Origin of the sequence: Labrenzia sp. R5_0 (assembly GCF_017743835.1) — a bacterium.
GTDB classification, from domain to species: domain Bacteria; phylum Pseudomonadota; class Alphaproteobacteria; order Rhizobiales; family Stappiaceae; genus Roseibium; species Roseibium algicola.
This window is the reverse complement of sequence record NZ_JAGHRK010000005.1, coordinates 105,070-117,990: the sequence shown is the minus strand read 5'-3', so window position 1 is coordinate 117,990 and position 12,921 is coordinate 105,070. Positions and strand designations below refer to the sequence as shown.

Annotated in this window: 13 protein-coding genes; 8 read left to right on the top strand and 5 right to left on the bottom strand. The window is 58.9% G+C overall.

The genetic code is table 11. The features are described 5' to 3' along the window. The first annotated feature begins 115 nt into the window (after positions 1-115). Positions 116-1,018 (top strand): GntR family transcriptional regulator, encoded by a 903-nt coding sequence (locus J7447_RS23980; RefSeq protein ID WP_023001505.1) that lies wholly within the window; start codon positions 116-118, stop codon positions 1,016-1,018. Here J7447_RS23980 and J7447_RS23975 read toward each other — a convergent pair. From J7447_RS23975 to J7447_RS23960, 4 genes are all read right to left on the bottom strand, one after another. Next, entirely contained in the window at positions 1,003-2,004 is a 1,002-nt protein-coding gene (locus J7447_RS23975) for an aldo/keto reductase (protein WP_209171166.1), read from the bottom strand. The two genes, J7447_RS23980 and J7447_RS23975, sit on opposite strands and share 16 nt — an antisense overlap. Then, positions 2,001-3,122 carry a mannitol dehydrogenase family protein gene (locus J7447_RS23970; protein ID WP_209171165.1) on the bottom strand — a complete coding sequence of 374 codons (1,122 nt, stop codon included), beginning with the start codon at positions 3,120-3,122 and terminating at the stop codon, positions 2,001-2,003. Before J7447_RS23970 ends, J7447_RS23975 begins: the two co-directional genes overlap by 4 nt. A gap of 113 nt (positions 3,123-3,235) precedes the next feature. Beyond that, on the bottom strand, positions 3,236-4,333 hold the full coding sequence (locus J7447_RS23965; RefSeq protein WP_286189524.1) for an ROK family transcriptional regulator: 1,098 nt from the start codon (positions 4,331-4,333) through the stop codon (positions 3,236-3,238). Positions 4,334-4,393: 60 nt separating this feature from the next. Further along, positions 4,394-5,035, bottom strand: coding sequence for an SGNH/GDSL hydrolase family protein (locus J7447_RS23960; RefSeq protein ID WP_209171164.1), 642 nt, complete (start codon positions 5,033-5,035; stop codon positions 4,394-4,396). A gap of 377 nt (positions 5,036-5,412) precedes the next feature. On the opposite strand from J7447_RS23960, the gene J7447_RS23955 reads away from it, so the two are divergent. The 7 genes from J7447_RS23955 to J7447_RS23925 all read left to right on the top strand — a co-directional run bounded on the left by J7447_RS23955 (position 5,413) and on the right by J7447_RS23925 (position 12,236). Beyond that, positions 5,413-6,486 (top strand): substrate-binding domain-containing protein, encoded by a 1,074-nt coding sequence (locus J7447_RS23955; RefSeq protein ID WP_075281816.1) that lies wholly within the window; start codon positions 5,413-5,415, stop codon positions 6,484-6,486. A gap of 98 nt (positions 6,487-6,584) precedes the next feature. Next, the gene (locus tag J7447_RS23950) at positions 6,585-8,078 is read left to right on the top strand and encodes a sugar ABC transporter ATP-binding protein (protein ID WP_209171163.1); all 1,494 of its coding nucleotides are present in this window, start codon (positions 6,585-6,587) and stop codon (positions 8,076-8,078) included. Between the two features lie 25 nt (positions 8,079-8,103). Further along, positions 8,104-9,066 (top strand): ABC transporter permease, encoded by a 963-nt coding sequence (locus J7447_RS23945; protein ID WP_209171162.1) that lies wholly within the window; start codon positions 8,104-8,106, stop codon positions 9,064-9,066. A 2-nt stretch (positions 9,067-9,068) separates the two neighbouring features. Next, on the top strand, positions 9,069-10,025 hold the full coding sequence (locus J7447_RS23940; RefSeq protein WP_023001496.1) for an ABC transporter permease: 957 nt from the start codon (positions 9,069-9,071) through the stop codon (positions 10,023-10,025). Between the two features lie 29 nt (positions 10,026-10,054). Next, the gene (locus J7447_RS23935) at positions 10,055-10,735 is read left to right on the top strand and encodes an SGNH/GDSL hydrolase family protein (RefSeq protein WP_055660766.1); all 681 of its coding nucleotides are present in this window, start codon (positions 10,055-10,057) and stop codon (positions 10,733-10,735) included. 352 nt (positions 10,736-11,087) lie between these two features. Further along, entirely contained in the window at positions 11,088-11,534 is a 447-nt protein-coding gene (gene rnk / locus J7447_RS23930) for a nucleoside diphosphate kinase regulator (protein ID WP_209171161.1), read from the top strand. Positions 11,535-11,717: 183 nt separating this feature from the next. Then, on the top strand, positions 11,718-12,236 hold the full coding sequence (locus J7447_RS23925; protein WP_168687719.1) for a nucleoside-diphosphate kinase: 519 nt from the start codon (positions 11,718-11,720) through the stop codon (positions 12,234-12,236). A 73-nt stretch (positions 12,237-12,309) separates the two neighbouring features. On the opposite strand, the gene J7447_RS23920 is transcribed toward J7447_RS23925, so the two are convergent. Beyond that, on the bottom strand, positions 12,310-12,882 hold the full coding sequence (locus J7447_RS23920) for a carboxymuconolactone decarboxylase family protein (RefSeq protein ID WP_209171160.1): 573 nt from the start codon (positions 12,880-12,882) through the stop codon (positions 12,310-12,312). Between the last annotated feature and the right edge of the window lie 39 nt (positions 12,883-12,921).

Here is a 12,921-nt window from a genome sequence, read left to right as displayed (position 1 = left end):
AATAAAATTATTAAAAACAATATGAGGTCAGGTAATGCGACGCGTCAACAGTTTTTTATTTTTTAATACAAACAATCGGAATTGTTCAGCGTTTTGGATATGTTAGGTTGCTGCCATGGCAAGAACGGACGAACGATTCAGGCGCGCATACAACAGGTTGCTGGACATCTGCAGCACCATGGCGATTGGCGACGAGTTGCCCGCCGAGACCGCGCTTGCGGACAAGATGGAAGTCAGCAGAACCATCGTACGCACCGCATTGCAAAAGCTGGACAGCGACAATCTCATTCGCTGGGAAGGCCGTACCAAGACGCTGATCCGGAAACCGCAGGCGGAGCACCGCCTGGTTCCTGCCGAAAGCTCCCTGTCCACGGAGGAACTGGAGCACAGGTTCTTTGAATGGATCCTGCGTTTCGACGTTCCGGCGGGAACGTCGCTCAATGTGGCGCAACTGTCGCGGCAATTCGGTGTTCCCGTCCACAACCTTCAGGAATTTCTGGCCGGACTGAGCCGTCTCGGTCTTGTGGAGCGCCGTCCAAGAGGAGGCTGGTCGCTCCTTGGGTTCACGTCGGAATTTGCGGTTGAACTGTCAGAGTTTCGAATGGTGCTCGAGCTGAATGCGGTCCGGCAGCTGCTAACCCTTCCGCCCGAGCACGAGATCTGGAAAAAGCTCAAGGCCTTGAAGCGCGAGCATGAGGACCTGAAGTCGGTCCTTGAGGAGCGGTATCACGACTTCTCCCTGCTGGACGAAAAGTTTCATTCAGCCGTCAACAGTGTGGTCAAAAACCGGTTTGTTCTCGAGGCACAGAAGCTCATCAAGCTGATCTTCAACTACCACTACATGTGGGACAAACGCGACGAGCTGGAACGCAATGCGGCCGCGATCGAGGAGCATCTCGAATGGATCGACGCGATGCTCGACAAGGACGGCGCAAGGTCGGAAGCCGCAGCGCTAAAGCATTTGCGGAGATCGAAGGAAACGCTTCTGCAGTCGCTGCGGGTTCACAAGTTCGCCTGAAGGCCCTCTTGCGCAGGGGTGCCAAACACTCTTGAAAAGCTGGCGGGCGGTGCTTCGGCGAGGCAGTCGAGATTGCGCTTCAGGGATGAGGCCTTCGATGTGCCGAGCAGAACAGAGGCGACACCGGGATAGCTGTGGGCGAAGTGAAGGGCCGCGCTGGCAAGCGGAAGTCCCAGTGTCGTGGCCTGTTCCTTGAGCGCGGTCACCTTTGCCAGGATTTCCGCTGGCGCGGGTGCGTAATCGAACCAGGCGCCCTCAACCGGTCCCGTTGCCAGAATTCCGGAATTGAAGATCCCGCCGAGAACCAGGCTTGTGCCTTTTTCCCGGCACCGCCCGACGAGTTGGTCTTCGGCTTCCCGGTCGAGCAGGGTTAGGCGTCCTGCAAGCAGGATGGCGTCCAGGTCGGTCTCATTCAGGAGGTCGAGACAAACCCGGGTTTCATTCACGCCGAGGCCGAAGGCGCGGATTTTTCCCTTGGCTTTCAACCTTTGCAACCGGTCGAGACCGGTCGCCAGCAAGTCCCGCATATGTGTTTCGTTTGAAGTGCCATGTGTGTAGGTGCCGATGTCGTGGATGTAGACGATATCGACATGGCGCGTCTGCAGCCGCTCGAAACTGCCTTCCAGCGACGCTTCAATGCCGTCGCCGGAATAGTCGTAGCGAACAGCGTTCGGAAGCGGGTTGAAAAAACCGTCGGCCTCCTTCAGAGGAGTTCCCGGTGACAGAACGCGTCCAACCTTGGTGGACAGGACGTAGTCTTCACGCCACCTGGACTTCAGGAACCGGCCTAGCCGCTCTTCCGACCGGCCACGGCCATAATGAGGTGCGGTGTCGAAGTACCGGATCCCGGCGTCCCAGGCAGACTGGAGAACTTCGTTCGCCTCTGGTTCCGGCACTACCCGACCCATGTTTCCGATGGCGGAGGCTCCGAAGGAGATATCCGTTACCAGAACACCTGTGTTGCCGATCTGTCTGCGTGCCCTCATGCGCGTGCTGCCTCGGCACCAGCCGTCACTGTATCCAGCCGGGGCATCTGAAGTGACGCGTCGGCTTTCCGTGCCCAGGACAGGAAAGATGAAATACGTCGGTCTATCTTTTCCCTGTGGTTCTGTGCGATGTCGGCAAGCTTGTGGTCCAGAAACGGGTTCTTGAACCTGTCGATTGTCGTGGCGGCATAGGCTTCCGCTTCGTTCTTGCGGCCATGAGCCTCGAAGGCAGGGATGACTTCGCGTCGATAGAGATCTGTAAGGTCGGGGCCATAGTCGGGACTGTCAATCAGTTCCCGGACAAACTGCAGGGACGAACCGCCTGCAGCCAGCCATCGTGACACCAGGTAGGTGTGTCCAAGGTTCAGGATGAACAGCTTCAGGGTCTCGACCTGTTCCAGATCCTCGACCACCTGAACGCATCGGTGCACGCAGGGCAGAATGAGGCCGGGTTGTTTCTCTATTGCCCAAAGCGCATAGGGTTCGGCCACTGCTCCGGCGGGTTCCAGCGGTTCGGAGACGATCCTGTCGACCAGGGAATTCACCCAGGTCACGTTTGAGCGGAGCCAGTCTGCAAATTCAGGCGGGTAAAGAGCTGCAATGGAAAGGACGAGATCTCTCAGAACATTGCCGTTTTCGGGAATCAGTTCGGCCGGCATGACCTGCACCGGAGCGCCGCCCATGCCGAACCTTTGGAACAGGAACCACGTCAGCTTGGCCGGATAGGACATGTCGATGGAAAAGTCGGTGCTCTTGTCTGCCTCACTTGGCCGATAGCCCGCATCAGCGGTGTTGGAGAGGATAATCCTTGCCTCGCCGGCCACGGCTTTCGCGACCTCGGCAAGGTCTTCCGGCAAGGACAAGGCACGTTTGATGCTGCTGACGGTCTTGCTTGTGTCCACCAGGGTGCCGTTGTCGATGCCCTTGATCCGGACTTCGTAGCCGGAAGGGTCTGCAAGCGCCTTCAGGCGATGTGCCCGGGACGCGTCGCCACTGGTTTGAACCACCGTGATCGGTCCGACGTCCTGCCCTTCGGCAATGGCTTCGGAAATGAATAGATCCGCATGCGCTTGCAGGAAGCGGCTGGTCCCGAATTGAACGATCGCTGACGTCGACATGGCTCTCTCCCGAATGATTTTATGTTTATTATTATTATGAACATTTTAAATCAAGCAATTTCCGACCGCGGAAAAGATCAGGCGGGTTGTCGGGGAATACTGACCTCAGCGGGTCAGTTTCCGCTGACCATGAACCTGGAACTGAACGGCAGACTGGCAGCACCGATCGCCTTCGGTGCCGGCACGATGTTGCCGGCGATTGCCTTGATCTGCGGGGCTGCTGCTTCTAGTTTCCGGCAGATGTCCTGGCAAATGCTTTCAGGCGCATAAGACGACAGGATGACTGTTTCGATTTCCACGAATTGGCCAACCCCATGCAGGGAGGCGCGCATCTGGGCAATCAGCCGTTCTTCCCAATCGCTCACCAGAGCACCGTAGTCTGGCCAGGATCCTGAACGGTCCCAGAGCGGGTCGACTTCCTTGCCCTGTGCCGACAGGTCTCTCTCCAGCGCCGCAATGCCGACATCGAAGCTGACTTCGGAATTGCCGTTGTAGATCTGGTGATTGAGGACAAGGCGGCCGTGCAGGTCGGCGCCGAGGTAGAAGAACATATAGTCCGAAAGTGTCTTGGCAGCGCCGAACATGCTCTCACCGCTGGCCGCTGCGGTGATGTCGTTCTGGACAAAAACGGCAATGCCGAGCTGTTGCTCGATCTCCGCCTGCAAGGCCTTGAAATAGGCTTCTTCGTCCATGCCGCCCGACAGTCGGCGGGGCAGGGCAAGACCGACGCCAGCCAGGCGTTCGCGTTCCGCATCCGGCAGCAGCTTAACCGCGCTCGCAATCGTCTCCAGAAATTCCGAATGGTTGCTGCCATGGGCAAGCTGTGGATTGGGCAAGGTCTTGTGAAAGCGGATCTTGCCGACAAAATCGATGAGAACGATATCGGTGTGCCGGTTGCCGACGCTGATCCCGATGGAATAGGCCCCTTCAGGGTTGAGGGTCAGCGGCACGGTTGGCGGGCCGACGCGCCCCTTTTGCGCTTCCCCCTTCGCCACCAGTCCTTCCTGCTCCAGCGACCTGACGAGTACGGACACGGTCTGCGCCGAAAGGCCCGTCTGTTCGCCGATCTCCAGCCGTGTCGTCGAGGAGTTCTGCAGAAGCAGCGAAAGCACCAGGCGCTCGTTGTAGCTTCGCACACTGACGGCATTCAGGCCTGACGCACGGTCGGCTATGCGCAGCGGATTGGGCGGAGCAAATCTCATGTCAGGCATGGAAGGCCCTCCGTTGCCGTGCCGCATAAATTCCTGCCGGCAGCTGTGCGCGCAGCGAACTCATTTCCACCCGATCGCCTCCACTTCCCGCGCCAGGGCGACACCGAGATTCTCATGTGCCTGAGCGTTGATGTGGAACCCGTCCAGCGGATCACAGGTCGAGACGGACCCCGCGTCGAAGAAATGCACTTCAAGAGAATCCGACATGATCTCGAACTGAAGGGCAAGTTCATGGGACTTCTGCTGGGCGGCCTTGAAGATGTTCTCCCATTCCTTGATGTCGTCCAGCATCGGCGGCGGCGAGACCACCATGATCTCGGGAACCGTTCCGTCAGGGCCGGGCGAGAGTTCCTTGATGTCGTGGATCAGGCAGCCGATGCCCATTGCCACTTCAGACGCCGGCTGGCTGAACCGGGCCTTCAGGTCGTTCGTGCCCAGCATTATTATGACAAGGTCCAGAGGAGCATGGCTCATGAGGCAGGGTCGCAGATAGGAGCGGCCATTCTTCAGCGCGCCTTCGATAGGGTCGTCATGCACCGTTGTCCGACCGCTGAGGCCTTCCTCGATGATGTGCCAGCCCTTGCCGAGTTCACGCGCAAGCACACCCGGCCACCGCTGCAGCAGAGTGTAGCGATCCAGTGGTGTCCCCCCTGGAATTTGTCCGTGCGTGTTCGAGTCGCCGTAACACAAGATCGTGCGCATGCTGGCATCGTCCTGATTTGGTTATTGAAAACAGTCGGTTGTCCCGAAGGTTGGCCGAAATCTCTGTTGCCATACATTGCATCGCTCGCGGGATCTGACAAGCTTTCCAATTAATCATTCAATATGAATAACTATTGACAGGCAAGTCCTGCCGTGATTTTTAACGGACCTGGGAGGAGGTCCCACCCATCGCAGTTGCGTTCACCCGCCGCCGGAATGCGTTTCGGCGAACGGCATCGCCTTGTCTGCCGGCCGGCACCCGTTGTCGCTGCCGGAACGGCTGACCTGTGCGTAAAGGAAGGCTGTTCGCCGAGGTCAGGCGCTCGGCAGTCTTCCTGCAAGCAGATCAAAGGCCTGACCTTGGAGGAGGAATTTCGATGACATATTTCAAACCTGCCACTCTGGCGGGCTGTCTGGCGGTCGCCATCTCGTCATACCCTGCATTCGCGCAAGACACGTTTCTGATGGATGGTGTTACGGCCAGGGAAGGCGACAATCCGGTTGTCGAAGCGGACAAATACAAGAAGGATTGCCCCTGGACCATCGGCATGAGCCACTTTGGTGTGAACGCCAATACATGGACCGTTCAGGTGGCACATGAGTCCGAAGCGGCTGCTGCCAAGAACGACTGCATCACCAAGTTCATCCTGCTCGACGCCGGTTTCGACCAGAAAAAGCAGGTGGCCGATATCGAGGATCTGGTTGCACAGAACGTCGATGCGATCATCGTTCAGCCCGTGACGTCAACGTCTGCAGATGCGTCGATCGCCAAGGCCGTGGCAGCCGGCATTCCGGTTGTCCTGCACACCGGCCGTATCGAGAGCGATGCCTATACGACCGAGATCCAGGGCGGCGCCGAACACTTCGGCAAGGTGATGGGCGACTGGCTTGTCAACGAGGTTGGCGCCGACGGCAAGATCTGGGTTCTGCGCGGTCTCGCCGGACACCCGGAAGACACCAACCGTTACAACGGCTTGCTGCAGTCTCTTGAAGGCACGAATGTCGAAGTCATCGCCGAGGAACATGGCGACTGGCAGTACGACAAGGCCAAGAACCTGTGTGAGACGCTTTATCTGAACAACCCGTCTGTCGACGGAATCTGGTCTTCCGGTGCCGACATGACCCGTGCCTGTGTTGACGTGTTCAAGCAGTTCGGCGCTGAAATTCCGCCGATTTCCGGCGAAGGCAACAACGGCTTTTTCGGTCAGTGGATCCGGGACGGATTTAAATCCGTGTCTGCGGAATACGCGCCTGCCCAGGGGGCTGCCGGTGTGCGTGCTGCTGTCGCCCTGCTGGAAGGCAAAGAGCTGAAGAAGCACTACGACTACAACCCGGCAGGCTGGGACGTCGACAAGGCCAAGCAATATTACCGCGAGGACCTGTCCGCCAACGTCTGGTGGCCAACCGAGCTGCCGGAGGAAAAGCTGCAGGAGCTTTACGGCAAGAAATAGCCTCCTCCCGAGGCCGGACGGCCAGCCGGTGCTGCAGTTCCGCGCGCCGGCTGGTCACCGACAGCAAAGATCCAGAGTATGATCCGGGGGAGAAGGCAATGACTTGCCTCGTTGAAATGTCGAACATTTCCAAATCGTTCGGCGGAAGCAAAGCAGTCGACGGTGTGTCACTCAAGCTCATGCCCGGCACGGTCCATGCCCTGATGGGTGAGAACGGTGCCGGCAAGTCGACGCTGATGAAGATCCTGGCCGGTGTCCACCAGCCGGACAGCGGGGAGATCTTCCGCGAGGGGCGGAAAGCTGGTTTCGAGACGCCGAGGGAAGCTCTTGAAGCAGGCATATCGACCGTGTTTCAGGAGCTGTCTCTGCTCGCCAACCTGACGATTGCGGAAAACATGTTCCTCGGCAGGGAACCGGTTACAGCATTCGGAACGGTCGACAGGGCAAGGATGCGGCGCGAAACCCGCAAGGCCCTTGCCGCATTGGGGCTGGAGTTGAACCCCGATATTCTGGTTTCCGAGCTGTCGATTGCGGAGCGCCAGTTCGTTGAAATTGCCCATGGCATCAAGGCGGATGCCTCGGTGTTCATTCTGGACGAACCGACAGCCGCGCTGAATGCGGCCGATGTCGAGGTGATGAATGCGCAGATCAGGCGCTTGCGCGATGAAGGCAAGGCGATTGTCTATATTTCGCACCGCATGGACGAGATATTCGGCATCTGCGACACGGTGACGGTTCTCAAGGACGGCAAGCTGGTCGCAACGCGGCCCCTGAGCGGCATGACGCCGGACAGCCTTATTGCCCTGATGGTCGGCCGCGAACTGCAGGACCTCTTTCCCGCACGCGGAAAAGCGTCAACAGAAACTGTCCTCGACCTTGAAGACTTCAGGATCGATCCGGGCAGCACACCGCTGTCCCTTCATGTCAACAAGGGCGAGATCGTCGCCCTTGCTGGACTGGAAGGGCAGGGACAACAGCAATTGCTGAGATCGCTCGCCGGGCTTTACCCGGCTTCGACAGGCACCGCGTCCATCAAGGGCAAGACCTTGCCGCTCCCCGCGCCGAAAGCATCCGGCATCCGGCAGCTTCAAGCAAGGAAAGTCGGTTTCGTTCCAGAGGATCGGAAGGAAGAGGGGCTCTTCCTGGGGCTTTCCATCGCACACAACATTGCCGTCGGTCTGTCTTCCGTGCAGGGCGAACTCTCCATTGCGCACGACTATCGCAAGGCGATTGCCGAGACGATGGCCAGTATGAACATCAAGGCGTCCGGTCCATCCGCACCGGTCGGCACGCTTTCGGGTGGCAACCAGCAGAAGGTGCTCCTGGGGCGCTACCTTGCGGCCGGTCTTGATCTGCTGCTCATCGAAGAACCGACCCGGGGTGTCGACATCGGGGCGAAGGCGGAAATCTACAAGCTGTTGCGCAGCTTTGCGGACGAGGGGGGCGCGGTTCTGGTTCTTTCCCGCGAGACAATTGAGCTCATTGGCCTGTGCGACCGCATTTATGTCGTCCATGGCAAGGCCATTGTCGCGGAGCTGCCCGCCGAGACCGCAACGGAGCACCAGATCCTGAACGCTGCCTTGAGCGCCTGACCCTGCCCACAAGATTGAAGTGATCATGACACAAGCATTTCTCGCGAAGTTGACGCAGCCGAACGGCCGGCAGGGTTTGTGGATGCTGCCCTTGCTGATCGCCATCGCCATAAGCATTTATCTCGGCCTTCGCACCGACCAGTTCCTCGGTTCTGAAAACCTCTTCAACCTGATTGCCCAGGCGATGCCGCTGGTCATCACGGCCATTGGCCAGATGTTTGTGGTTGTGGTGGGCGGCCTCGATCTGTCGGTGGGTTCCCTCATCAGCTTCACGACGGCCATTCTGGCGCTTGATGCGCCGGGCTACGTGACGATACCCGCGGTTTTCCTGTTCGCCGCATTGGTTGGCCTCAGCAACGGCCTTGTGATCACCCGGCTGAATGTCCACCCGATCATTGCAACGCTGGCAATGCAGTATGTCATTCTGGGCATCACGCGCATCCTGCGTCCGGTCTCCGGAGGCACCGTGCCCGATATCGTCATCCAGTCGGTCGGCGGCACGTTTCTAGGAGTGCCGATGCCGGTGTTCTGGGGTGTCGCGGTGGTTCTGGTGGCCTGGAAACTGCTGCATGGATCGCGCTTCGGCCTGCATCTGTTTGCGATCGGCGGCGGAGTTGCAAACGGCACGCCGGATGCTGCGCGCAATTTTGGCGTTCCGGATCGTCGAAACATCCTGCTCGCCTATGTCGCCTGTTCGTGTTTTGCGGCCCTTGCCGGTGTCTTCCTGGCCGGCCGGATTGTTTCGGGCGATCCCAATGTCGGTCTCTTGTTCGAACTGGATGCGATTACCGCCGTCGCCGTCGGCGGAACACAGCTCTCCGGCGGTATAGGCAGCCTGCAGGGCACGGTGATCGGGGCACTGGTCCTGGCGCTCCTGTCCAACGGCATGAACCTCACCAACGTGTCGCCCTTCATCCAGACCGCGATCAAGGGCGGTCTCCTGCTCCTGGTCGTGGGGCTCCAGACCCGCAAGAAGATAGGGCTTTGATCATGTCTGCGATCGTGAAGCATCCTTTCCTGCAGCGCCTGCTGCGTGTTCCGCCGGCGTACTACGTGTTCGCCATCCTGCTGATCACGCTCTGGATTGCCAGGCCGCACATGCTCAACGCCAATATCATGGGCATCTTCATTCGCCAGGTGGCACCGCTTGGCGTGCTGGTACTGGCTCAGTTGCTGGTCATGCGCGTGAAGAGCATCGACCTTTCCGGCGGTGGCATCATCCTGTTGGTCAACTACTTCATTTCCTCGGGGATCTTTCCCGGGGCGTCGATGCCGTTCTTCATCGGGCTTAGTCTGGCAACCGGTACCGCGATCGGCCTCTTCAACGGTTGGATGATCGGCAAGCGCCGGGTTTCTGCGGTTATCGTCACACTGGCGGTCAGCATCATCCTGGTCGGTTTCGTGCAGTATCTTTCAAGCGGCAAACCACCCGGAGACGTGCCGTCCTACCTGAACGACATCTACAACATCAAATGGGGCCCGGCCCCGGTTCCGGTGCTGTTCTGGTTCGCCTTGACCGTGGTGATGGCGCTGTTTCTCTCAAAGACGGTGTTCGGCAGATATGTCACTTCGGTTGGCGAGAACCCGGAAGCCGCACATTTTTCAGGGGTACCGGTCGAGCGGACCGTCATTCTTGCCCACACGCTGGCCGGTTTCATCGCAGCGGTTGCAGCCCTGGTGCAAACCGCCTCCATCGCGGTCGGCAGTGTCCGGGTTGGTCTCGATCTGCCTATCCTGGCGGTGGCTGCAACCATTCTCGGCGGGGTCGTCTTCGGCCGGGGTGAAGGCGGTGTCTGGGGCCCGTTCTTCGGTGTCCTGTCCTTCGCCCTCTTGTTCGTGGTGATGACCACCTTCGGCATCGATGACCCGGGCAAGCTCATTGCCCAGGGGCTGATCATCCTGCTCGCCGCCATCTTCTACGGCATCAGAACGTCCAGATCCAATTGAGCCTTTCCGTAAAATTTGAGGAGGAAACAATGGCAAACGAAAAGTCGATACTTTGCTTTGGGGATTCGCTGACCTGGGGCTGGATCCCCGTTGTGGAAGGCGCCCCGACAATGCGCTACCCTTATGAACAGCGCTGGACGGGGGCAATGGCCGCCGAGTTGGGCGAAGGGTACCGGATTATCGAAGAAGGCCTCAGTGCCCGCACGACGAGCGCCGATGATCCCAACGATCCCCGTCTGAACGGCAGCCAGTACCTGCCGTCGGCCCTTGCTAGCCATTTGCCGCTGGATCTGGCGATCATCCTTCTGGGAACCAACGACACCAAGCCGTTCTTCAATCGCACGCCTTATGACATTGCCTATGGCATGTCGAAGCTGGTCGGACAGGTGCTGACATGTGGTGGCGGCATCGGCACGCCTTATCCGGCGCCAAAGTGCCTTGTCGTCGCACCGCCGCCCCTGACGCCTATGCCGCATCCCTATTTCCAGGGCATGTTTGGCGGGGCCCATGAAAAGTCGGCGGCGCTGGCCGAGCAATACCGGAACATGGCCGATTTCATGAAGGTCGATTTCCTGAGCGCGGCAGACCACATCACCACTGACGGCTGCGACGGCATTCATTTCACGGCCCAGAACAACATCGACCTGGGCAAGGCCATTGCCGGAAAGGTTCGGGAGATCCTGGACCGGCAGCAGGCCGAAGCGGCTTGATACTCCTGGTTCAGACCTGACAACTCTCCTTGCCGCCCGCCAGTGTAGCCAAAGCATGTGCGGGCGGCTTGACTTTGCATGAAATTCTTCGCAACTATCCCGTCATGAACAAAGCCGCCGCGACCAGCTACAAACGAGATTTCAGAGCTATCCCCAAAGCGGGAGAGTAGCCCCCGGCTCGGCTGTCATGCGCCCCGAGCCTCGGGGTAAACACTTGAGATGATGCAACAGGAACCGGGCCTGCCGGTTGAAATCATCGAAGCGCACAAATCACCACATCTTGAGACTTAACTCCGCCGTCCGGACGTGTTCCGTCCATTGGTGCCTGAAGGCACCCGGCAAGGGGGACTTTATGCGCGAACCGACTGATTTTGCTTCGAAGCCTGACATCGTCATCGGCACGACCGACTATGAACGACTGGAAGGCCTCGCTTCCTCGTTTGAAACACGATTGCCAAGTGTCACGGAGGATCTTCTGGCCGAATTGAGCCGGGCCAGACTCGTCCCTGATGGGGCGTTGCCTGCCGATAGTGTGAGAATGGGTTCCGTCGTCCGGTTCCGAACCAATGCTACGGACGAAAAGACCCTGCAGCTGGTCTTTCCGGGCGACGCGGATATCGCAAACGGCAGGATTTCCATCCTGACACCCATCGGCACCGCCCTCATTGGCCTTTCCGCGGGTCAGTCGATCACCTGGTGCGCAAACGACGGACGCCGGCATCGCCTAACCGTCGTGTCGGTCAGCCAGCCGCCGCTCGTCGGTGGAGGTTCGGAGCTGCAGTGCCTGGATCGCGGTTAGTCATGACTTCCGGCTCGCCGTTTCACAAACCCCGTTTCCTGGATCACGCAGGCAGTCTTCTCGCAGGAACTTAGCCCCTGCCGGTCTCTTGCACCCGAGACGGCCGGACAGGGGGAACAGTCTTGAAGCTGAAACCAGTTCCAACACCGGCCTTCGCCAAAGCGGGGCCGAAGGAGACACCGCATGCGCGAACCAAAGCAGTTTATCTTCACGAACAAGGACTACGCGACCCTGACAAGGATGGTGTCGCAATGTCCGCGAACCAATACGCCGTTTGTTTCCCTGCTGCGCCGGAAATTGGCGCAAGCCCACGTAGTGCCCTCATCGGAGATCCCGGTGAACGTCGTCACCATGAACAGCCGCGTGACCTTCCAGGTGGACGATCATGCACCCGACACAAGGGTGGTCATTCCCGATGAAGCCGACAGTCTTGTCGGCCTGACCTTGCCGATCACGACGACAACGGGAATGGCCCTGCTTGGCATGTCGGAAAAGCAAAGCATTGACCTCACTGGTTTCGGTCGTCAGAGCAGGACACTTACGGTGATCGGGGTTGCCTACCAACCCGAAGCCATGGGTGGCGTTCGCTTGGATGTACCGCAAGGTCCGATATCCGCCAGACGGCAAGGCAGGCCTTTTCTGCATCTTGTTCACAGCTCGGATGAAGACGCAGAGGGCAATCTCGTTCACTTGCACCGGTAAATATGCACGATCCGCTGTCACCCGGCGCCGTATGCCGGGCGACAGCGAGGAATAGGTTTTGCTCGTCACCTTCTCAGCTGACCAGCTCTGCTGATGGTGTGCGTTGCCAGGCGAATTGCTCGAAATACGGCTCGATCGGCGTATTGGCCAGCTTGTTGGTGTAATTGCTCATCACCTTCTGGGAAATGGCAAGCACGACTTCGAGAACCTGTCGGCTGGTGAAACCGGCAGCCAGAAACGCCTCCACCTGCTGGTCGCCGGCCGATCCGCGCTCGCGAACCATCTGCAGCGTGAACCGGCGAAGCGCCTCAAGCCTGGGCGTCGGCAATGACGTTTCGTTGCGCAAGGCGTCCGAGACCGCATCATCAACGCCCATGCGTTTTGCGATGCCGGTGTGGGAGGGGACGCAGTAATGGCAATCGTGCTCGACGTTTATCGACTGCCAGACAACTGTTTTTTCCTCGTCCGTGAAGCTGCTTTCCAGGAAAAGCCGGTGAAGAACCAGATACCCTTCCAGCAGGCCCGGAGCTTCCGCCATGACCCCATGGAGGTTGGGCACGACGCCGAAAGCAGCCTTTGTTTGTTCGAGCAAGGGTTTGCTGCGATCCGGCGCCGTTTGTGCCGTGTGGATTTCAAATTCGGTCATGAAGATTGTCTCTTGTCAGTTTGAAAGCGGGGGAATGCG

What these genes read in the sequence shown, in the direction of transcription:
- rnk (WP_209171161.1), top strand. Translation starts at nt 11,088, where the DNA reads ATGCGCGAACCGACTGATTTTGCTTCGAAGCCTGACATCGTCATCGGC.
- J7447_RS23955 (WP_075281816.1), top strand. Translation starts at nt 5,413, where the DNA reads ATGACATATTTCAAACCTGCCACTCTGGCGGGCTGTCTGGCGGTCGCC.
- J7447_RS23965 (WP_286189524.1), bottom strand. Translation starts at nt 4,333, where the DNA reads ATGCCTGACATGAGATTTGCTCCGCCCAATCCGCTGCGCATAGCCGAC.
- J7447_RS23935 (WP_055660766.1), top strand. Translation starts at nt 10,055, where the DNA reads ATGGCAAACGAAAAGTCGATACTTTGCTTTGGGGATTCGCTGACCTGG.
- J7447_RS23925 (WP_168687719.1), top strand. Translation starts at nt 11,718, where the DNA reads ATGCGCGAACCAAAGCAGTTTATCTTCACGAACAAGGACTACGCGACC.
- J7447_RS23960 (WP_209171164.1), bottom strand. Translation starts at nt 5,035, where the DNA reads ATGCGCACGATCTTGTGTTACGGCGACTCGAACACGCACGGACAAATT.
- J7447_RS23940 (WP_023001496.1), top strand. Translation starts at nt 9,069, where the DNA reads ATGTCTGCGATCGTGAAGCATCCTTTCCTGCAGCGCCTGCTGCGTGTT.
- J7447_RS23950 (WP_209171163.1), top strand. Translation starts at nt 6,585, where the DNA reads ATGACTTGCCTCGTTGAAATGTCGAACATTTCCAAATCGTTCGGCGGA.
- J7447_RS23980 (WP_023001505.1), top strand. Translation starts at nt 116, where the DNA reads ATGGCAAGAACGGACGAACGATTCAGGCGCGCATACAACAGGTTGCTG.
- J7447_RS23975 (WP_209171166.1), bottom strand. Translation starts at nt 2,004, where the DNA reads ATGAGGGCACGCAGACAGATCGGCAACACAGGTGTTCTGGTAACGGAT.
- J7447_RS23920 (WP_209171160.1), bottom strand. Translation starts at nt 12,882, where the DNA reads ATGACCGAATTTGAAATCCACACGGCACAAACGGCGCCGGATCGCAGC.
- J7447_RS23945 (WP_209171162.1), top strand. Translation starts at nt 8,104, where the DNA reads ATGACACAAGCATTTCTCGCGAAGTTGACGCAGCCGAACGGCCGGCAG.
- J7447_RS23970 (WP_209171165.1), bottom strand. Translation starts at nt 3,122, where the DNA reads ATGTCGACGTCAGCGATCGTTCAATTCGGGACCAGCCGCTTCCTGCAA.